The organism is Pseudomonas sp. CBZ-4, from assembly GCF_000346755.1.
Taxonomy (GTDB): domain Bacteria; phylum Pseudomonadota; class Gammaproteobacteria; order Pseudomonadales; family Pseudomonadaceae; genus Aquipseudomonas.
On the sequence record NZ_ANNV01000004.1, the window covers coordinates 26,593 to 46,769 of the forward strand.

At 62.5% G+C, this 20,177-nt stretch carries 13 protein-coding genes and 1 pseudogene; 9 read left to right on the top strand and 5 right to left on the bottom strand.

The features are described 5' to 3' along the window. Positions 1 to 17: 17 nt before the first annotated feature. Positions 18 to 1,718 (bottom strand): glutamine--tRNA ligase/YqeY domain fusion protein, encoded by a 1,701-nt coding sequence (locus B348_RS0100345; protein WP_017734189.1) that lies wholly within the window; start codon positions 1,716 to 1,718, stop codon positions 18 to 20. 247 nt (positions 1,719 to 1,965) lie between these two features. Between B348_RS0100345 and B348_RS0100350 the strand changes: the two genes are divergently transcribed. Then, positions 1,966 to 2,466 carry a peptidylprolyl isomerase gene (locus B348_RS0100350; protein WP_017734190.1) on the top strand — a complete coding sequence of 167 codons (501 nt, stop codon included), beginning with the start codon at positions 1,966 to 1,968 and terminating at the stop codon, positions 2,464 to 2,466. A 2-nt stretch (positions 2,467 to 2,468) separates the two neighbouring features. Next, complete coding sequence (lpxH, locus tag B348_RS0100355) at positions 2,469 to 3,218, top strand: UDP-2,3-diacylglucosamine diphosphatase (RefSeq protein ID WP_017734191.1); 750 nt, start codon at positions 2,469 to 2,471, stop codon at positions 3,216 to 3,218. A 138-nt stretch (positions 3,219 to 3,356) separates the two neighbouring features. Here lpxH and B348_RS0100360 read toward each other — a convergent pair whose 3' ends face one another. The 4 genes from B348_RS0100360 to B348_RS0100375 are packed head-to-tail and all read right to left on the bottom strand — an operon-like array spanning position 3,357 to position 8,016. Continuing rightward, on the bottom strand, positions 3,357 to 4,886 hold the full coding sequence (locus B348_RS0100360) for a DHA2 family efflux MFS transporter permease subunit (RefSeq protein ID WP_017734192.1): 1,530 nt from the start codon (positions 4,884 to 4,886) through the stop codon (positions 3,357 to 3,359). Then, positions 4,886 to 6,079, bottom strand: coding sequence for an efflux RND transporter periplasmic adaptor subunit (locus B348_RS0100365; RefSeq protein WP_017734193.1), 1,194 nt, complete (start codon positions 6,077 to 6,079; stop codon positions 4,886 to 4,888). Before B348_RS0100365 ends, B348_RS0100360 begins: the two co-directional genes overlap by 1 nt. Positions 6,080 to 6,094: 15 nt before the next feature. Beyond that, entirely contained in the window at positions 6,095 to 7,546 is a 1,452-nt protein-coding gene (locus B348_RS0100370) for an efflux transporter outer membrane subunit (RefSeq protein WP_017734194.1), read from the bottom strand. After that, positions 7,543 to 8,016, bottom strand: a complete 474-nt coding sequence (locus B348_RS0100375; protein ID WP_017734195.1) for a MarR family winged helix-turn-helix transcriptional regulator — start codon at positions 8,014 to 8,016, stop codon at positions 7,543 to 7,545. Before B348_RS0100375 ends, B348_RS0100370 begins: the two co-directional genes overlap by 4 nt. Before the next feature lie 163 nt (positions 8,017 to 8,179). Here B348_RS0100375 and B348_RS0100380 point away from each other — a divergent pair, with 163 nt between their 5' ends. The 7 genes and pseudogenes from B348_RS0100380 (at position 8,180) to B348_RS0100410 (ending at position 20,123) form a co-directional block, all read left to right on the top strand. Then, the gene (locus B348_RS0100380) at positions 8,180 to 10,981 is read left to right on the top strand and encodes an ATP-binding protein (RefSeq protein ID WP_017734196.1); all 2,802 of its coding nucleotides are present in this window, start codon (positions 8,180 to 8,182) and stop codon (positions 10,979 to 10,981) included. Further along, the gene (locus B348_RS0100385; RefSeq protein WP_017734197.1) at positions 10,968 to 12,155 is read left to right on the top strand and encodes an EAL domain-containing protein; all 1,188 of its coding nucleotides are present in this window, start codon (positions 10,968 to 10,970) and stop codon (positions 12,153 to 12,155) included. Before B348_RS0100380 ends, B348_RS0100385 begins: the two co-directional genes overlap by 14 nt. A gap of 68 nt (positions 12,156 to 12,223) precedes the next feature. Beyond that, positions 12,224 to 15,382 (top strand): hybrid sensor histidine kinase/response regulator, encoded by a 3,159-nt coding sequence (locus B348_RS0100390; RefSeq protein WP_017734198.1) that lies wholly within the window; start codon positions 12,224 to 12,226, stop codon positions 15,380 to 15,382. Positions 15,383 to 15,403: 21 nt separating this feature from the next. Beyond that, positions 15,404 to 16,050 (top strand): annotated as a pseudogene (locus tag B348_RS01000000129600) (response regulator). A gap of 98 nt (positions 16,051 to 16,148) precedes the next feature. After that, entirely contained in the window at positions 16,149 to 16,736 is a 588-nt protein-coding gene (locus tag B348_RS0100400) for a fimbrial protein (protein ID WP_017734199.1), read from the top strand. A gap of 71 nt (positions 16,737 to 16,807) precedes the next feature. Beyond that, positions 16,808 to 17,551 (top strand): molecular chaperone, encoded by a 744-nt coding sequence (locus B348_RS0100405; RefSeq protein ID WP_026136445.1) that lies wholly within the window; start codon positions 16,808 to 16,810, stop codon positions 17,549 to 17,551. Between the two features lie 85 nt (positions 17,552 to 17,636). Then, complete coding sequence (locus B348_RS0100410) at positions 17,637 to 20,123, top strand: fimbria/pilus outer membrane usher protein (RefSeq protein WP_017734201.1); 2,487 nt, start codon at positions 17,637 to 17,639, stop codon at positions 20,121 to 20,123. Positions 20,124 to 20,177 lie beyond the last annotated feature (54 nt).

The window sequence follows — 20,177 nt, forward strand, 5'->3', positions numbered from 1 at the left end:
ATTCCCTTAAGACTGAATCACTGGCCCCACGAATCACGCAAGGTCACGGTACGGTTGAATACCGGCTTACCTGGTTTCGAGTCCTTGATATCCGCGCAGAAGTAACCTTCGCGCTCGAACTGGAAACGGTCTTCCGGCTGTGCTTCGCCCAACGACGGCTCGGCACGACAACCCGTAAGTACTTGCAGGGAGTCAGGGTTGATGTTGTCGAGGAAACTCGCGCTGTCTTCAGCCTTCTCAGGGTTCGGCGAGCGGAACAGGCGGTCGTACAAACGCACTTCGCACTCGATGCTGGCGGCGGCCGGCACCCAGTGGATCACGCCCTTGACCTTGCGGCCTTCCGGGTTCTTGCCCAGGGTTTCCGGGTCGTACGAGCAACGCAGTTCGACGATGTTGCCATCGGCGTCCTTGATCGCTTCGTCGGCACGGATCACGTAGCTGCCACGCAGGCGCACTTCGCCCGCCGGTTCCAGGCGCTTGTAGCCCTTTGGCGGCTCTTCCATGAAGTCATCGCGGTCGATGTAGATTTCACGGCTGAACGGCAGCTTGCGCACGCCGAGTTCTTCTTTCTGCGGGTGACGCGGCAACTCGAGGTGGTCGACCTTGTCTTCCGGGTAGTTGGTGATCACGACTTTCAACGGACGCAGCACGCACATGGCCCGTGGGGCGCTGTGGTCAAGGTCGTTGCGGATGCTGAATTCGAGCATGCCAAAATCGACCACGCCGTCGGAACGGTTGGTGCCGACCATGTCGCAGAAGTTGCGGATCGATGCCGGCGTGTAGCCACGACGACGGAAGCCCGACAGGGTGGACATGCGCGGGTCGTCCCAGCCATGCACGTGCTTTTCATCGACCAGTTGCTTGAGCTTGCGCTTGCTGGTGATGGTGTAGTTCAGGTTCAGGCGGCTGAACTCGTACTGACGTGGGTGCGCCGGCACCGGCAGGTGCTCCAGGAACCACTCGTACAGCGGGCGATGGCTTTCGAACTCCAGGGTGCAGATGGAGTGGGTGATGCCTTCGATGGCGTCCGACTGACCGTGGGTGAAGTCGTAGTTCGGGTAGATGCACCATTTGTCACCGGTCTGGTGGTGGTGGGCGTGGCGGATGCGGTACATGATCGGGTCGCGCAGGTTCATGTTCGGCGAGGCCATGTCGATCTTGGCACGCAGTACACGGGCGCCGTCGGCGAACTCACCGGCGCGCATGCGGGCGAACCAGTCGAGGTTCTCTTCCACCGAACGGTCGCGGAACGGGCTGTTCTTGCCCGGCTCAGTCAGCGTGCCGCGGTATTCCTTGGCTTGCTCCGGGCTCAGGTCGTCGACGTAGGCCTTGCCGGCCTTGATCAGCTCGACGGCCCAGTCGTGCAACTGGTCGAAGTATTGCGAGGCATAGCGCACTTCACCGGACCATTCGAAGCCCAGCCACTTCACGTCGCTTTCGATGGCGTCGATGTATTCCTGGTCTTCCTTGGCCGGGTTGGTGTCGTCGAAACGCAGGTGCGTGACGCCACCGAACTCCTGGGCCAGACCGAAGTTCACACAGATCGACTTGGCGTGACCGATGTGCAGGTAGCCGTTGGGCTCTGGCGGGAAGCGGGTGACGATCTGCGTGTGCTTGCCCGAATCCAGGTCCGCCTGGATGATCGGGCGCAGGAAATTGACCGGGACGGCAGGTCCGGCCTTGGAATTCGAGGTAGGGTCGACAGTGGGCTTGCTCATAGGATCCTTGAACAGACAGGTTCGTGGCCGGGTAAGGCCAGATAAAACAAAGCGCTCATAATAGCCGAAGCCGTCAATACACTGACAGAGCGCGGCCAAAAACTGCTGCATTTATTGCATGGGCGGTAAAAAACCACCTCGAAATTCCTACAGGTCACGCTAAACTGCGCCCCTTGGCCGAAGTTTTGCCAAATCGGTAAGGCGCTCAGGCGTCCACACCCACGAATTCCTTGAAAGAGAAACGACCATGACTCAAGTCAAACTGACCACCAACCACGGTGACATCGTCATCGAGCTGAACGCCGAGAAAGCGCCGATCACCGTCGCCAACTTCATCGAGTACGTGAACGCCGGCCACTACGAAAACACCGTTTTCCACCGTGTCATCGGCAACTTCATGGTCCAGGGCGGCGGTTTCGAGCCAGGCATGAAAGAAAAGAAAGACAAGCGCCCAAGCATCCAGAACGAAGCGGACAACGGCCTTTCCAACGACAAGTACACCGTCGCCATGGCCCGTACCATGGAGCCGCATTCGGCCTCCGCGCAGTTCTTCATCAACGTGGCCGACAACGCCTTCCTCAACCACAGCGGCAAGAACGTGCAGGGCTGGGGCTACGCGGTATTCGGTAAAGTCACCGAAGGCCAGGACGTCGTCGACAAGATCAAAGGCGTGCAGACCACCGGTAAAGCCGGTCACCAGGACGTTCCGGTAGAAGACGTTATCGTCGAGAAAGCCGAGATCATCTAAGGGTGATCCTGCTTATTTCAGACTTGCATCTGGAAGAGGAGCGCCCGGACATTACCCGGGCGTTTCTGGATCTGCTCCACGGCCGCGCCCGTGGCGCCCAGGCGTTGTACATTCTGGGGGACTTCTTTGAAGCCTGGATTGGCGACGATGGCATGACCCCCTTCCAGCGTTCGATTGGCGCGGCCCTGCGCGAACTGAGCGACAGCGGCACCCCGATTTTCATCATGCATGGCAACCGCGATTTCCTCATCGGCAAGGCGTTCTGCAAAGCGGCAGGCGCAACCTTGCTCAAGGACCCGAGTGTCGTGCAGTTGTATGGCGAACCCGTGCTATTGATGCACGGCGACAGCCTGTGCACCCGCGACGTCGGCTATATGAAGCTGCGCCGCATCCTGCGCAACCCCATCGTGCTCTTCATCCTGCGCCACCTGCCGTTGCGCACCCGCCACAAGCTGGCGCGCAAGCTGCGCAGCGAGAGCCGTGCGCAGACACGCATGAAGGCCAACGACATTGTCGACGTGACCCCCGAGGAAGTGCCCCGGGTGATGCAGCAGTTTGGCGTGCGCACCCTGGTCCACGGCCATACCCACCGCCCCGCCATTCACAAGTTGCAGATTGGCGAGCAAGCGGCCAAGCGCATTGTGCTGGGGGATTGGGACAAGCAAGGGTGGGCGTTGCAGGTGGATGAGCAAGGGTTTCAGTTGGCGGCGTTTGATTTTGTGAACCCGCCGTTGGCGTTGCCTGGGGCCTGAATCTCAGCCTCAACACTGATCAAAATGTGGGAGCTGGCTTGCCTGCGATGCAGACACCTCGGTACATCTGATACACCGAGGTGATGCTATTGCAGGCAAGCCAGCTCCCACATGGGGTTGCATTCCAATCTTGGTTGATCAGTGCCCGGAAGCCTCCGGCCCCGCCTTCGCCCCAAACGGCGGCTTCGCCAGCCACACCAGCAACATCAACCCCATGAACATCCACCCCAGCAACGTGAAGTAATCCACGGTGGACATCATGTACGCCTGGCTGGTGAGGATCTGGTCCAGCTGCGTGTAGGCCTTCTGCCCTGCCCCGCCCAACGCGTCCAGCGCATTGCGCGTGGCCGAGTCGTAGGTGGTCATGTTTTCGCTCATGTACGCATGGTGCTGGTCCGCCCGGCGAATCCAGATCCAGGTGGTCAGCGATGCCGCAAAGCTGCCGCCCAGGGTACGCAGGAACGTCGCCAGGCCGGCGCCGTCGGCGATCTGGTGCGGCGGCAAATCGGACATCAGGATGGTCAAGGTCGGCATAAAGAACAGCGCCACGCCGATGCCCATGAACAGCTGCACCAGGGCGATGTGCTGGAAGTCCACCTGGTTGGTGAAGCCCGCGCGCATGAAGCAGCTCAAGCCAATCGCCAGGAACGCCAGGCCCGCCAGCAAGCGCAGGTCGAACTTGTGCGCGTACTTGCCCACGAACGGCGACATCAGCACCGGCAGGATGCCAATCGGCGCCACGGCCAGGCCGGCCCAGGTCGCGGTGTAGCCCATCTGGGTTTGCAGCCATTGCGGCAGGATCAGGTTGATACCAAAGAAGCCCGCGTAACCGAGGATCAACACGATGGTGCCGATGCGGAAGTTGCGATACGCAAACAGCCGCAGGTTGACCACCGGGTGCTTGTCGGTGAGTTCCCAGATGATGAACACCGCCAGGGCAATCACCGAAATCGCCGCGCCGATGATGATGAAGTTGGACTCGAACCAGTCCAGGTCATTGCCCTTGTCGAGGATGATCTGCAAGGCACCGACGCCGACGATCAAGCTCAGCAGCCCGACGTAATCCATCGGCTGGTGGCTGGTGACCACCGGGCGTTTCTTCAGCTGCGAACGCACCACCATCACCGCAAAGATGCCGATGGGCACGTTGATAAAGAAGATCCACGGCCAGCTGTAGCTGTCGGTGATCCAGCCGCCAAGGATCGGCCCGGCAATCGGCGCCACCACCGTGACCATCGCCAGCAACGCCAGGGCCATGCCACGCCTCGCCGGTGGGTAGACCGCGATCAGCAACGTCTGGGTCATCGGGTACAACGGCCCGGCGACCAAGCCTTGCAGCACGCGAAAGCCGATCAGCTCGGGCATCGAGGTGGAAATACCGCAGAGGAACGAGGCCAGCACAAACAGGATGGTCGCCCACAGGAACAGCTTCACCTCGCCAAACCGGCGGCTCAGCCAACCGGTGAGCGGCAAGGCGATGGCGTTGCTCACCGCAAACGAGGTGATGACCCAGGTGCCCTGCTCCGAACTCACGCCGAGGTTGCCGGAAATCGTCGGCAACGCCACGTTGGCGATGGTGGTGTCGAGCACCTGCATAAAGGTCGCCAGCGACAGGCCAATAGTGGCCATCAACAGGCTGGGTGGCGTGAAGGAGGCGTTATTGCTCATCAGCGTTGCACAGCCTTGGGCGCGGCGAGGCTGTTGTCATGGATCAGCTGGGTGATCATGGCATCGGCTTCGGCGAGTTGACGGTCATACACGTTGGTGCTGAACGAGGCTTTTTGCGGCGCCTGTTGCGCCAGCACCGGGCCGCTCTGGTCGTGCAGGTCCACGTTGACCACGGTGGACAGGCCCACCCGCAGCGGATGCCTGGCCAATTCCTCGGCATTGATATGGATGCGCACCGGCACCCGCTGCACGATCTTGATCCAGTTACCGGTGGCGTTCTGCGCCGGCAGCAGGGCAAACGCACTGCCGGTGCCTGCGCCGAGGCTGTCGATGGTGCCACTGAACTTCACGTCGCTGCCGTAGATGTCCGACTCGATGTCCACCGGCTGGCCGATGCGCATGTCGCGCAGTTGGGTTTCCTTGAAGTTGGCGTCGATCCACAGCTGGTTCAGCGGAATCACGGCCATCAGCGCGGTGCCCGGCTGTACGCGCTGGCCCAGTTGCACGGTGCGCTTGGCGACGTAGCCGGTGACCGGTGCGATCAAGGTGCTGCGCGCATTGGTCAGGTAAGCCTGACGCAGTTGCGCCGCGGCGGCTTGCACGTCCGGGTGGGATGAGATGACGGTGTCATCCACCAGCGCATTGGTGGTTTTCAGTTGCTGCTCAAGATTGGTCAGCGCGTTCTTTGCCGCGGTCAGGCTGTCGCGGGCGTGGGACAGTTCTTCCTGGGAAATCGCCCCGCCCTGGGCCAGGGTTTTACGTCGGTTGAAGTTGTCCTGGGCGGTTTGCACATCGGCTTTCTGTGCGTTGACCTGGGCTTTCATGCCATCGACGTTGCTGTACAAGCCACGCACCTGGCGCACCGTGCGCGCCAGGTTGGCCTCGGCACTTTGCAGGCCGACGGCGGCGTCGTTCGGGTCGAAGTTGACCAGCACCTGGCCTTCGTGGACCAGGTCGCCATCGTCGGCGCCGATGCTGACCACGGTGCCGGTGACCAGCGGGGTGATTTCCACCACGTTGCCGTTCACATAAGCGTCGTCGGTGCTTTCGCTGAAGCGCCCGTAAAGCTCATGCCAGGCCCATATGCCGGCGACGCCGAGGATGACGATCAGCGCCAGGCCGATCAGCATGACCTTGCGTTTGCGTGGGTTGTTGTCTTGCGCTGTTGCGGTGTTGCTGTCGGCAGTGGCCATGACGATTACCTCAAATTATTCCGTACGCGTTGCTGGGGTGGCCGTTGCCACATTTGCGGCGTTGAACCCGCCACCCAGGGCCTGCATCAATTGAATCGACAGATCGATCTGCGCCGCGTTGAGCGTTGCCAACTGGCGCTGGGCCTGCAGTAATTGCTGCTCGATGCTCAGCACATCCAGGTAGTTGCCGATGCCCGAGCTGTAGCGCTGCACGCCGGTGTCGTAGGACTGCTGGGCGATGTCGGCGGCGTGTTGCTGGGCCTGGATCTGTCGGCCGGTGTCGCGCAGTTGGGTGATGGTGTTGCCAATGTCACCCAGGGCTTGCACCAGGGTTTTGTTGTACTGGGCCACGGCGAGGTCGTAGTCGGCGTCGCGGGCATCGAGGTCGGCGCGCAGGCGGCCGCCGTCGAAAATCGGCAGTGAGATGGTCGGCGCGATGCTGAAGAAACGGCTGGCCGAACCAAACATCGCATCCCCCAGCAACGACTCGGCCCCGGCGCTCGCGCTCAGGTTGAGGTTGGGGTAGAAGCGGGTTTTGCTTGCGACGATGTTCTTGCTCGCCGCCTCGACACGCCAGCGCGCCGCGATCAGGTCGGGGCGCCGGCCAAGCAGTTCGGCGGGCAGTACCGACGGCACGGCGACGGCGCCAGGCTTGAGCACGTTGGGCCGGCTCAGCTCGCCGCCACGGTCGGGACCTTTGCCGAGCAACACCGCCAGGGCGATCTTGGCGCTGGCCAGTTGTTTTTCCGCGTCGATCAATTGCGACTGCGAGCTGGCTTCCAGGCTTTCGGTCTGCTGGTACTGGTACTGGCTGTCGATGCCCGAGTTCAGGCGACGCTTGCCGAGGTCGAGCATCTGCCGGGTGCGCTTGAGGTCGTCATTGGCCAGGTCACGCACGATATGCGCCTGGCCCAAGTCGCTGTAGGCCTTGGCCACGTTGGCGGCGAGGGTCAGGCGTGCGGCCTGCTGATCGACTTCGGCGGCGCGGGCCTGGCCCAGCGCAGCTTCCCAGGCGGCGCGCTGGCCACCCCACAGGTCGAAGTTGTAGCTGAAACTGGCGCCGATATTACGCACGGTGGCATAGGCATCGCCCTGCCCCAGCGGGTCTTTGTCCTTGGCCAGGCGCGAGCGGCTCACACCGGCGCTGGCGTCCAGGGTCGGCATGCGTGCGGCATCGGCGGCAAACGCCGCGGCTTCGGCCTGATGGGCGCGGGCACTGGCCACTTGCATGTCCGGGCTGTTTTGCAGGGCCTCAACGATCAGGCCGTCGAGTTGTGGGTCGCCGAGGCTTTTCCACCAGTCGGCGCTCGGCCAGGCGGCGGGCGACAGCGTCACGCCGCTCAAGGATTTACCGGCTTGCAGGGTGCTGGCGTCGAGGCGCTGGCCCTGGGTGTCGAGGCCGCTGAAGTTGGCGCAACCGGCCATGCTCATGGCCACCAGTACCAGGCAAAGGGCGCGTGTGTTCATTCTTTACCTACCCGCAGCAGGGTGATGGAGTCACCTGCGGCTATCAGAATTTTCTTGAGGATGCGTTCCAGATCTGCCAGTTCGCCAGGTTCCAGGGAGCCGGCCAGTTGATTCAGGGCTTCGGTGCCGACGTGGGGCAAGGTGTCCGCCAGTTTCTGGCCTTCGGCCGTCAGCACCAGCTGCACTTGGCGGCGGTCCTGGGCCGAACGTTGGCGTTCGAGCAGGCCCTTCTGCTCCAGGCGGTCGAGCATGCGGGTCATCGAGCCGCTGTCCAGGGACAGGTGGCGACACAGCTCGGCCGGGGTGTCGATGCCGTACAGCGCCATGATCACCAGCACCTTGAACTGCGCGGCGGTGATGCCGTACGGCTCCATATGGGTGTCGATAATCCGGTCCTTGAGCAGTGCGGCGCGGCCCAGCAACAGGCCGAGGTGGCAGTTGTGGAAGTTGTCGGGGGTGAAGTGTTTCATTGGGAAGTCACCTTATTACTGCCTAAGCAGTGAATGTGTGACGAGATGTTACTGCTTAGGCAGCGAATGTCAAATGGAATAATTAGCTTGCTTGGTATTTCAGCGGAACGGTTCTAAGGATCGTCTGATTTCTCCTGCATCCACCCATCCCTACAGTGCCGGGATGCGATTAAAGAATGTCCTCCATCAGATCAGTCCGGTCCTGTCCACGCCCTATGCCGCCCGCCGCCTGTTGCGCGTGTTTGCCCTGGTGCTGCTGGTGGGCATTCTCGGCGGCGTGTACAGCTTTTTGCTGTTCACCTTCAACAATGAAGTCTCCCAGCGGCGCAGTTACATGAGCAGCGCCATCGCCGAGGCGCATACCTTTTTCACCACCCGCGAGGCGCTGCTGGAAAGCCTCAGCCTGTCGGCCACACGAGAGGCCGAATTGAACCTGCCGGTCTCCGATGAAGAAATCCGCCTGCTGCTGGGGCATACGCCGGGCCGGCAATGGAGCATCTGGCTGACCCAGCGCATGCGCGATTATTTGCAGGCCAAGCAGCTCAACCTGCTCTATGTCAGCTCCGCAGCCCAGGTGTCGCGGCTGTACGACACCACCCCGGCGGCGGCCGACTTTCCGCCGGCGATGCTCGGCCAACTGCAAGCCCTCAAGCATCAGGACGCCTTGCGCGAACTCTGGCTGACCCACGCCAGCGACGGGCACTCGCAGCTGTACATCTTCATCCGCCTGGACGAGCGCGACCCGCAGTCCGGCTGGCTCGGCCTGGAAATGGACGACCGCGAAGTCTCCAATGCCCTCAACGACCACAGCGCCGGTGAGTTCACCATGTTCAACGCCCAGGGCATGCCGCTTTTCACCAACAGCCACAACCCCCCGCCCGGGCAACACCTGCCGCTGCTGCGGCAACAGGACTTCTTCGGTTTTGTCGGCAACGGTTGGTTGCCCGAGCAATTGGTGTTGCGCAAACAGCTGAAATCCTCGGACTGGCAACTCACCTACTCCATCGACCTGCGCGCGGTGCTCTGGGCCTTGTGGCCGCAAATCAGCGGTGCGCTGCTGTTCTGCCTGCTGAGCATCAGCCTGGTGTGCCTGCTGACCCGGCGCCTGGAGCACCGCTTTATCACACCCGCGATCCACCGCATCCAGGCGCTGGTGGAAAGCGAGCTGTTCAGCCGCGACGTGATCCAGACCGCCCCCGTGGCGCTGTGCGTACTGCGTCGCACCGACGGCCAGGTCGTGCTGGAAAACACTCTGGCCCAACACTGGCTCGGCCAGAGCAGCGAGCAACTGGGCGCCGGCTGGATCAATGGCGCCTTCGATCCCACCTCGCCGTGCCTCACGGACTACTTCGAGACCGCCGATGGCCGCCATCTGTACCTGAGCTGCGCGCCCACGCGCTACAAAGGCGAAGACGTGTTGCTCTGCGCCTTCAGCGACATCAGCGCGCGCACCCAGATCGAAGCGGCGCTGGAACAGGCGCGCCAGGCCGCCGATACCGCCAACGAAGCCAAGACCCTGTTCCTCGCCACCATGAGCCATGAAATCCGCACCCCGCTCTACGGCGTGCTCGGTACCCTCGAACTGCTGGCCCGCACGCGCCTGGACGCGCAACAGAAAAGCTACCTGCGCGCCATCGAGGGTTCTTCCGCGACCTTGCTGCAACTGATCTGCGATGTGCTGGACGTGTCCAAGATCGAAGCCGGGCAACTGGCCCTGGAGTTGAGCGAATTCTCCGTACCGGCGCTGGTGCTGGAAGCGGTACAAGGCTATGCCGCCGCCGCGCACAGCAAGGGTTTGCAACTGTACGCCTGCCTCGACCCGCACTTGCCGGAACGGCTGATCGGCGATGTCAGCCGCGTGCGGCAGATCCTCAACAACCTGCTGAGCAACGCCGTCAAGTTCACCGACTCCGGGCGCGTGGTGCTGCGGGTCAAGCTGCTCAGCCGCGAAGGCGAGCGGGTGTGCCTGCAATGGCAAGTCTCGGACACCGGCAAAGGCATCGCGCCGGCCGACCAGGCGCTGATCTTCGAACCGTTCTACCAGACCGAAGGCAACACCAACGTGGTCGCGGGCACCGGCCTGGGCCTGCCCATCTGCCTGCGCCTGACCCACTTGATGAACGGCACGCTGCGCACGGTCAGCGAGCCCGGCCTGGGCAGCAGTTTTTCCCTGACCCTGCCGTTGGAGCAACCCTGCGCCAGTGCTACGGCTGCGCACCTGAACGAGTTGGCGGCAGAGATCGTCTACGTGATCTCGCCGGTGCGCGAACTGGCCGAGAGCGCCTGTGGCTGGCTGCGCCGCTGGGGCGCCCGGCCGCAGATCGGCGTGCCGTCCTGCCTGGCGCTGGCCGACAACGGCGTGCTCCTGGAGCTGCATCCCGGCCCCATCGAATCCTCCTTCAGCGCGCCCTGGCACGGCCCGCGGGTGATCGCCAGCGGCGAGGGTGGGTTTGCACCGCAATTCACGGGTGGCGGCTGGAAGGTCAACCTCAATGACCTGCACGCCATCCACCAAGCGGTTCACCAAGCCCAGGGCGGCCAGGTGGCCCTGCCGTCGGCGTCAGGCGACCTACGCGACCTGCGCCCGTTGCACCTGCACATCCTGGTGGCCGAAGACAACGTGATCAACCAACTGATCCTGCGTGACCAACTCGAAGAGCTGGGCTGCACCGTGGTCTTGAGCAGCGACGGTGAAGAAGCCTTGTCACGCTGGCACGACGGCGCCTTCGACATCGTGCTCACCGACGTCAACATGCCCAGGCTCAACGGCTACGAACTGGCCGAAGCCCTGCGCAACCTGGGTTGCACCACCCCGATCATCGGCGCCACCGCCAACGCCCTGCGCGGTGAGGATGCCTTGTGCCTGGCAGCTGGCATGAACCAGTGCCTGGTCAAACCTTTTACGCTGCGAGCCTTGTTCAGTGCCCTGGCTCCCTACGAACGAGTCGTTTATGAAGCCCTGTAGCATCCTGATTGTCGAAGACCACCCCTTCCAACACTTGTATTTGCAGAACCTGTTCAACGAGCTGGGGGATTTTCACCTGGAGTGCGCCAAGGACGGCGAGGAAGCCTTGGCCTGCCTGAAAAAGCGCGACTATGACCTGGTGCTCACCGACCTGCTGATGCCAGGCATGGACGGCGTGCAGTTTATCCAGGGCCTGGCCGCGCAACCCTCGCGACCGGCGCTGGCGATCATGAGCGCCGCCTCCCGGCGCATGCTGATGGGCGCCAGCCTGGTGGCGAGCAACCTGCAAGTGAAGGTCATCGGGCTGATTTCCAAACCGGTGAATGCCGCCGCCCTGCGCTGCCTGATCGACCAATTGCAGGTGCTGCGCCATATGGCACCGGCCGAGACCCAGCCCGGCATTGACCGCCAGAGCCTGTTGAACGCCTTGGACAACGGTGAGCTGCAAGCCTGGTTCCAACCCAAGAAAGCCCTGAACAATGGCCGCATCGTCGCCGCCGAAGCGCTGGTGCGCTGGATTCATCCCGAGCACGGCACGCTGCTGCCGGGGGTGTTCTTGCCCGCGCTGATCGCCTTTAACCTCGAAGAGCGTTTGCTCTGGCGGATACTGGAACAGGCCATCGCCGCCCAAGCCCTGTGGCGCCAAGAGGGCTATGACATCCCCGTCTCGGTCAACCTGCCCACCCACCTGCTCAACAGCCATGACCTGCCGGACCGCATCCTCGCCTTCGTCCACGCACATGAGGGCCTGCCCGCGCGGATCTGCTTCGAACTGATGGAATGCTCGGTGCCCGACGACATCAGCAACTTCTACGCCGGCGCCTGCCGTTTGCGCATCAAGGGCTTTGGCCTGTCCCAGGACGATTTTGGCAAGGGCTACAGTTCGTACATGAACCTGGTGTCGGCGCCGTTTACCGAATTGAAGATCGACCGCGCGCTGGTGCAGGGTTGCAATGCCAACGAAGAAATGGCCCAGGCGCTCACCAGTATCGTCAGCCTGGGGCGCCAATTGGGCCTGACGGTGGTGGCCGAAGGTGTGGAAACTGCGCAAGAACTTGCGCTGTTGCGTAAGATCGACTGCACTCAGGTCCAGGGTTTCCTGATCTCCCACGCCGTGTCTTCGGATCAATTCCAGCAATTGCTGACCCATGACGGGCCGGCGAACGTGTATTGACCCGCAGCAGGCTGTTGACGTACGTCGCTTGCCACCGAGGTCATTGTGTCCCAAGGCTGCCCCCTCTGATGCCGCATCCCAACGCCTTCCTGGAGAAACTGGCGCGCAGTTCGTTGCGCCTGAACAAAGGCCTGATGGTGCTCGGCGCCCTGGTGCTGCTGTTGCTGGGCATCAGCTATCTGGGGGTGCAGCGCGTGATCAAGGAGCAACACGACACCTTCCAGTTTCACTTCGCCCGGCTGATGGAAAACATCCAGGAACAGGAAGTTTTCCTGCAAGACATCTCACGGGAAAGCGTCAAGGACACACTCAACCCCTCGGCCATGCTGCCGCCCTATGTCCAGAAGCCGCTGCCCGAGGCCGGGCCGAATATCTTTGAAGGACGCGGCCTGCCGTTCTCCCTGCCCTACAGCGTGAAGATCAACCCGGACAAGATCGCCGCCGAGCAATACCCCAAGGTCTTCGCCCTTGGCACCTACCTCTCGGCCTACTACAGCGCGTTCTGGGCCGCGTCGCACTATCAGGCGCCCCAGGTGGTCCTGCTCAATGGCCCGGACAACTACGACGTGACTGTGCCCGCCGCCGGGCGCTTGCGCGGTGAGGGGCAGAACGAAATCGGCGCGCTTGTCGAGGCCATGACCCAACTGAACGAGCAACTGCACGTACAGAACACGCCGCAGACCGACCATCAGGTGCGCTGGCAACCCTACACAGACGACAAAGGCGCACCGACCCTGTTGGCCTACGTCGATATAGACCTGGCGTCGACCGCCCTGAGCATCGAGGGCGCCAATACCTGGGTGGTCGTGGCGTCGCTGCTGAAACTGGCGCAGGTCAACAATATCGAGCGGTTGATGCAATGGTCGATCTACGATGACTTCACCTTGATCACCCCCGCCGGCGCCGTCCTGACGGGCACCCTCAAGCCCGGCCAGGCGCTGCATGAAGGGGTCAACTTCACCCGCGACGGTCTGGTGTTCAAGCTGATCAGCACCGGCGCGCAGCACTGGACGGCAATCTACGTCATCAGTATCGCGAGCTTCCTCGACTTCGCCTTGTGGCCCTTGCTGTGCCTGGTGGCCCTGGTGCTGGCGGCGCTTGCCGGCAGCCGCGTGGTCAATCGCTGGTACACCACCGAAGTGGTACTGCCCGCACAGCACGCACACGCCAGCATCGCCGAGAGCGAAGCGTTCAGCCGCGCGGTCATCGACACCGCGCCCACCGGTCTGTGCGTGATCCGCCGCAACGATCACCACGTACTTCTGGCGAACCAGCGCGCCCAACAGTGGCACGACACCCGCCAACTGATCGACTTGCTCCAGCAACAGCCGCCCACGCAACCCGGCCAGGCGCACCTGGAGATCGACGGCTGCCACCTGCACGTGGCCTTCGTGCCCACCCGTTACCAGGGCCAGGATGCCTGGCTGTGTGCGCTGCATGATGTGACCCGGCATGTCGAAGACGCCGCCGCCCTGGAAGAGGCACGCCACGCCGCCGATTCGGCGAACCAGGCCAAGAGCCGCTTCCTGGCGACCATGAGCCATGAAATCCGCACCCCGCTGTATGGCGTGCTGGGCACCCTGGAATTGCTCGGCCTCACCCCACTCGCCCCGCGCCAGCAGGATTACCTGCACACCATCCAGCGCTCCTCGGCCACCTTGTTTCAACTGATCAGCGACGTGCTGGACGTATCCAAAATCGAGGCCGGGCAGATGACCCTTGAATGCCAGGACTTCTGCCCACTGGCGCTGATCGAAGACAGCGTGCGCACCTACAGCGCCTTCGCCCAAGCCAAGGGCCTGCAACTGTATGCCTGCATCGACCCGGCGCTGCCCAACCGGCTGTGGGGCGACCCGCTGCGCATTCGCCAGATCCTCAACAACCTGCTGAGCAATGCGATCAAGTTCACCGATTACGGCCGCGTGGTGCTGCGTGTACGGGTGGCGGAACAGGCAGACGGCCAGGTGAACCTGCAGTGGCAAGTGAGTGACTCGGGCGTGGGTATTTCCCAGGAACAACAGCAACAACTGTTCGACCCGTTCTACCAGGTCAACGATGCCACCAGCCAGGCCGGCGCCGGGCTGGGCCTGGCGATCTGCAAATGGTTGTGCGACATGATGCACGGCCAGTTGAACCTGGTCAGCGAACCCGGGCTGGGCAGCAGCTTCACCCTGCAACTCACGTTGCCAGTGGTGCCGGGCGATTTGGCTGACTGTCCCGTGTTCAACGCGGGAGCACCTGCCGTCTACGTCCGCGCCCCGATCGCCGAACTGGCGCAGCACGTCACGGGCTGGCTCACCCGCCTCGGCCTCGACAGCCGCTTCGTGACGACTGAACCCGCGCCCGACGCGGCGTTGCTGGTGGACCTGCTGCCCGCCGCCAACAGCCCGCCCTGGCCGGGACCACGCATCATCGCCGAACCCGGTGGGCCGAACCCCGCGCAACGCACGGGTGCAGAGTGGGCCGTCGACGCCCATGACATCCGTGCAATCGCCTGGGCGATTGACCTGGCGCAACAAGGTGCCAACCCCAACCGTCCTGCGCCGTCGGCCACGCGCCACGACCTGAACCTGCACGTGCTGGTGGCCGAAGACAACGCGATCAACGCGGCGATCATCCAGGAACAACTGGAAGCCCTCGGCTGCGCGGTGACGCTGACCGCCAATGGCGAACAGGCCCTGGCCCAATGGCTGCCGGGGCGGTTCGACCTGGTCCTCACCGACGTCAACATGCCCGTGATGAACGGCTACCAATTGACCGAAGCCCTGCGCCAGCAGGACACGACGCTGCCGATTATCGGCATCACCGCCAACGCCCTGCGCGAAGAAGGCGAGCGCTGCGCCGCCGTCGGCATGAACGCCTGGATGGTCAAGCCATTGAACCTGGCCACCTTGCGGGCGCAGTTGGAGCAACATTGCCAGATCGCCCTGCCGGCGCCCGTCGAACTGCCACAGCTGTCGCCGAAAATGCGTGAGTTGTTTGTCAGCACACTGCGCCAGGACGTGCACGCCACCCTGGCGGCGATGGACCGGAACGATGCCAACGGCGTGGCCCAGCACCTGCACAGCATGGCCGGCGCCCTCGGCGCGGTACAAATGGGCGCCATGGCCACGGCGTTTGTCGCGTTGGAGTGCCGCTTGACCGGCATGGCCATCACCCCTGCCCTCGCCCTGGAAGTGCGGCAGAACCTCGCCCAGCTCAATGCTTTGCTTGATGCCCTCGAATAATTTCACTCTGGATAAACACCCATGGAAATCCTCAACGTTGTCATCGCAGACGATCACCCCATCGTACTGGTCGGGGTCAGGGAGCTGATCGAGCGTAACGAGCGCTTTCGCGTGGTCGGCGAGGCCGTGTGCTCCAGCGCTTTGATCAGCCTGCTGGAGTCCACCCGCGTGGACCTGGTGATCACCGACTTCAATATGCCCGGCGATTCGCCCTACGGTGACGGCCTCAAGCTGGTGGAGTACCTGACGCGGCACTTCCCTCAGGTGCGTGTGCTGGTGCTGACCATGATCTCCAACCCGTTGATCCTCACGCGCCTGCAGGAACTCGGGGTATTGGCGGTGATCCAGAAGCACCAGTTGCACGACGAGATCCAGGCAGCGCTCAAGGCCATTGCCCGGGGCAACCCGATTCGCAACAGCGGGCCGGCGCCAACGTCGGTATCGAATCTGGCGCGGACTTGCATGAACGCTTTACCCGGTTGTCGCCCAAGGAACATGAAATCCTGCGGTTATTCGTGGGCGGGCAAAGTGTCAATGAGATCGCCCGAAACTTGAACCGGAGTGCCAAGACCATCAGCACCCAGAAAGTCGCGGCGATGCGCAAGTTGGAAGTTAGCAGCGACCGGGACTTATTGGCTTATTGCATCGAGCGCAACTTGTTCAACTAGCGCTTATTCAAACACTTCAGCTTCTAAGGATCGTCTTATGGCCAACTAAATACCCGCGCTATATCGTGTTGTTTCAACTCCCTGTATGGAACAACAACATGAAACAGCTTTCTCGCACACTTATCGCCTTGTCGATCTTCGCCGCTGGCCATGCGTTCGCCGCCGAACCTGGCACACCGACCAAGGCCGGTAGCGGCACCATCAACTTCACCGGCTCCATCAACAACGATGCCTGCTCGGTCGAAGGCGTCGGCTTGAACAAAACCATCTCGGTCAACATGGGCGAAGTGTCGATCAAAGACATGGGCACCGCCACCGCACCGCAAGGCAGCGGCACCCTGAGTTCCGAGAACTTCGACATGAAGATCAGCTGCAACGCCGGCACCAAAGTGGCGATGCTGTTCGAACCGACCAAAGGCGCAGGCTCAGGCGTTGTGACCGGCACCAAGGTACTGAAACTGATCGACGGCCTGGGCGCCGCCAAGAACGTCGGCATCGCCCTGCTCGACGCCAATGGCGCACTGATCGACCTGAGCACGCCTGCCTCCGCGAAGATCGAAAACACCCTGCAAGACAGCAACACCACGCTGAAATTCTCGGCTGCCTACGTCACCACCGCCGATGCCGCAACGGCTGTAGCCGGCCGTGGCGACGCGACCCTGCCGTTCACCCTGCAATACGAATAAACCGCGCGAACCCCAGGCGCAGTGCAGGGCCTTGCGGCCCTGCACTTTCATCAAACAGCGCGGTAGTCATCATGTTTAAACGTCACACACTGTCCCTCTGCATGGGCCTGTTGGGCTTGCTCGCGGCCAGCCAGGCCACGGCCGGCATTTCATTGAGCAGCACACGCCTCATTTTTGACGGCAGCCACAAGGAAGCCGGTATCACCGTGCGCAACAACGGCGAAGCGGTGCTGATCCAGTCATGGGTCGATACCGACAACACCCCGAACGCACCGTTTGCCGTCACCCCGCCCCTGGCGCGGGTCAATGGCCTGGAGCAACAACTGTTGCGGGTCATCTACGAAGGTGCCGGCATGCCCGCCGACCGTGAATCGGTGGTGTGGCTCAACGTGCAGGAAATCCCCCAGGCGTCGAAACTGCAGAACACCTTGCAGCTTGCCGTGCGCCAGCGCATCAAAGTGTTCTTCCGCCCTGCGGGCCTCAAGAACGAGGCTTACCTGGCGCCCACCGAGCTGAGATGGAGCCTGGCTGAGCGTGCGGGCAAGCCGGTGCTGGTGGTGACAAACCCCGGCCTGTATCACGTGTCGATTGCCGAAATCACCCTGCAGGCCGGCGGCGTCAAAGAGCATCCTTTTGATTCGATGATGATCGCGCCCGGTGAGCAAAAAGAGTTCAACCTCAAACAACTTAGTCGAGACACTGCGCCACACTTAGTGTTCAGCAGTATCAATGACTACGGCGCACAAGACCGTTATTCCGCACAACTTTCAAACAGCACCGATATCCGCGCCAGTTTGAGTAAAGAATCACCATAATACGTTTGCCGTTCTGGCAAACGCACTTTCACTGTATTTCTCTTCGCTCCGTTAGTTCGTATCGGAGGTGATATAGGGTTCCTGCATGTTTTTAATCAAGCGCAATGGATGGTCGCCGCTGCTGGTAGCCCTGGGTTTCAGTACAGCGTGCCAGGCCGAAGGCGATGAACAGTTCAATACCTCCTTCCTGCAAGGCGCGGCCTCCTCGGTCGATCTGCAAACGCTGCTGGCCAGCAGCAACGTCCTACCCGGTAATTACCGGGTGGACTTGTATGGCAACGAAACCCTGGTAGGCCGCCGCGATATCGACTTCCGGCGCAACCCCGGCAGCGGCAGGATCGAGGCCTGCCTGACCCTGGACATGGTGCAACAACTGGGCGTCGATATCGCCAAGCTACAGGCCAGCGGCAAACTCGTCGGTGATGACCCTAACGCCTGTCTCGACCTGCCCGCGTTGATCCCCGGTGCCAGCATGCGCTACGACGTGCCGCGCCTGCGCCTGTTGGTGAGCGTGCCGCAGATCGCCATGGAGCGTGGCCGCCGTGGTTACGTGGACCCGGCGCTGTGGGATGCCGGCGTGTCGGCGGCGTTCATCAACTACCAGTTGAGCAGCAACCGCAACAGCACCGAGGGGCAAAACACCCTGTCCAACAACCTCGGCCTGCGCAACGGCATCAACCTGGGCGGCTGGCGCTTGCGCAACGAGTCGAACTTCAACAGCAGCACCGACCGCCCGAGCACGTTCAAGAGCAACCGCAGCTACGTGCAACACGACGTGACCGCGTTGAAGGGCCAGTTCAGCGCCGGGGACATTTTCTCCGACGCCGACCTGTTCGACAGCGTGCGCTATCGCGGGGTCAAGCTGGGCTCCGACGACGGCATGCGCGCCGACAGCGAACGCGGCTATGCACCGATCATCCGCGGTATCGCGCAAACCAGCGCCACCGTGGAGATCCGCCAGAACAACTACATCCTCTACACCGCCAACGTGCCGCCCGGCCCGTTCGAGATCAGCGACATCTACCCCAGCGGCTCCAACGGCGACCTTGAAATCACCGTGATCGAAGCCGATGGCAGCCGCCGGGTCACGGTGCAGGCGTTTTCCAGCCTGCCGATCATGGTGCGCGAAGGCCAACTCAAATACAGCCTGTCGGCCGGCCAATACAACAGCAACAGCGACGGGCAACAGTCGCCGCAGTTTGTCAGCAGCACCCTGGCCTACGGCATCAGCAGCAATTTGTCCGGCATCGTCGGCGTGCAGGCCAGCCAGGACTTCAAGGCGATGTCCGTGGGTGTCGGGCGCAACACGCCGATCGGCGCCGTGTCGCTGGACATGACCCACTCCGCCAGCCGCACCTTCGGCCAGGCCGTCACGGGCAACAGCCTGCGCGCCTTGTATGCCAAGACCTTTACCGGCACCGACACCAGCTTCACCCTGGCGGCCTACCGCTACTCCACCGAGGGCTATCGCACCCTCACCGAGCACGTCGAGGAACTGAGCAGCGACGGCCAACGGCGTACCGGCAACTCGAAAACCCGTACCGACCTCACCGTCAACCAGAGCCTTGGCCGCAACCAGCATTACGGCAGCGTCTATATGAATGCCAGCGACCAGCGCTACTGGAGCCGTGGCGGTTCGCAAAGCCTGTCGGCGGGCTATAGCAACTATTGGGGTCAGGTGAGCTACAACGTTGGCGCCACCTACTCCAAGGATGTGGGCAACGCCGGGCCGTCGAACAATGACACCCTGATCAACCTGTCGCTGTCGTTTCCGCTCGGTTCGACCCCGCGCGCACCGAGGGCGTTTGTCTCCTCCAGCACACAGAAAAACAACGACACCACCCAAGTGGGCGTCAACGGCTACCTGACCGATGACAGCGACACCTATTACTCGCTGCAAGGCGGCAACAGCAGCACCGGCGGCAGCACCGGCTCGGCCAACCTCAGCACGCGCACCTCAGTGGCGGATATCAGCGCCAGTTACAGCCAGGGCCGTGGCTACAACTCCCAGAGTCTCAATCTGGCCGGCTCGGTGGTCGGCCACGGCGGCGGGATCAACCTGGGGCAAACCGTGGGCGAGACCTTTGCCCTGGCGCAAGTCGAAGGCGTGACCGGGGTGAACATCGGCAGTTTCTCCGGGGCCAGGACCGGCAGCAATGGCTACGCGGTGGTGCCCAATGCGCAACCCTATCGGGTCAACTGGATCAGCCTCGACACCCGCGACATGGGGGTCGACATCGAGATCGACAACGCCACCCAACAAGTGGTGCCGCGACGCGGTGCCGTGGTGTTGGCGCGCTATGTCAGCAAGACCGGGCGCCGCGTGCAATTCGCGCTGTTCGATGCCAAGCAGCAGCCGATTCCGTTTGGTGCTTCAGTGGAAGACAGTGCGGGCAAGCAGATGGCGATTTCCGATCCCAATGGCAAGGCGCTGGCCTTGGTCGAGCAGGATGCAGGTACGTTGGTGATCAAGTGGGGTGAGCAGCAGTGCCGGGCGAGCTATGCGCTGGGGGAACGCAACAAGGCGTTGAACTATGAGCGGGTGGACTTGAGGTGCGCCCCGCAACCCTGAGACCACCACTGAACAACTGTGGGAGCTGGCTTGCCTGCGATAGCGGTGTATCAG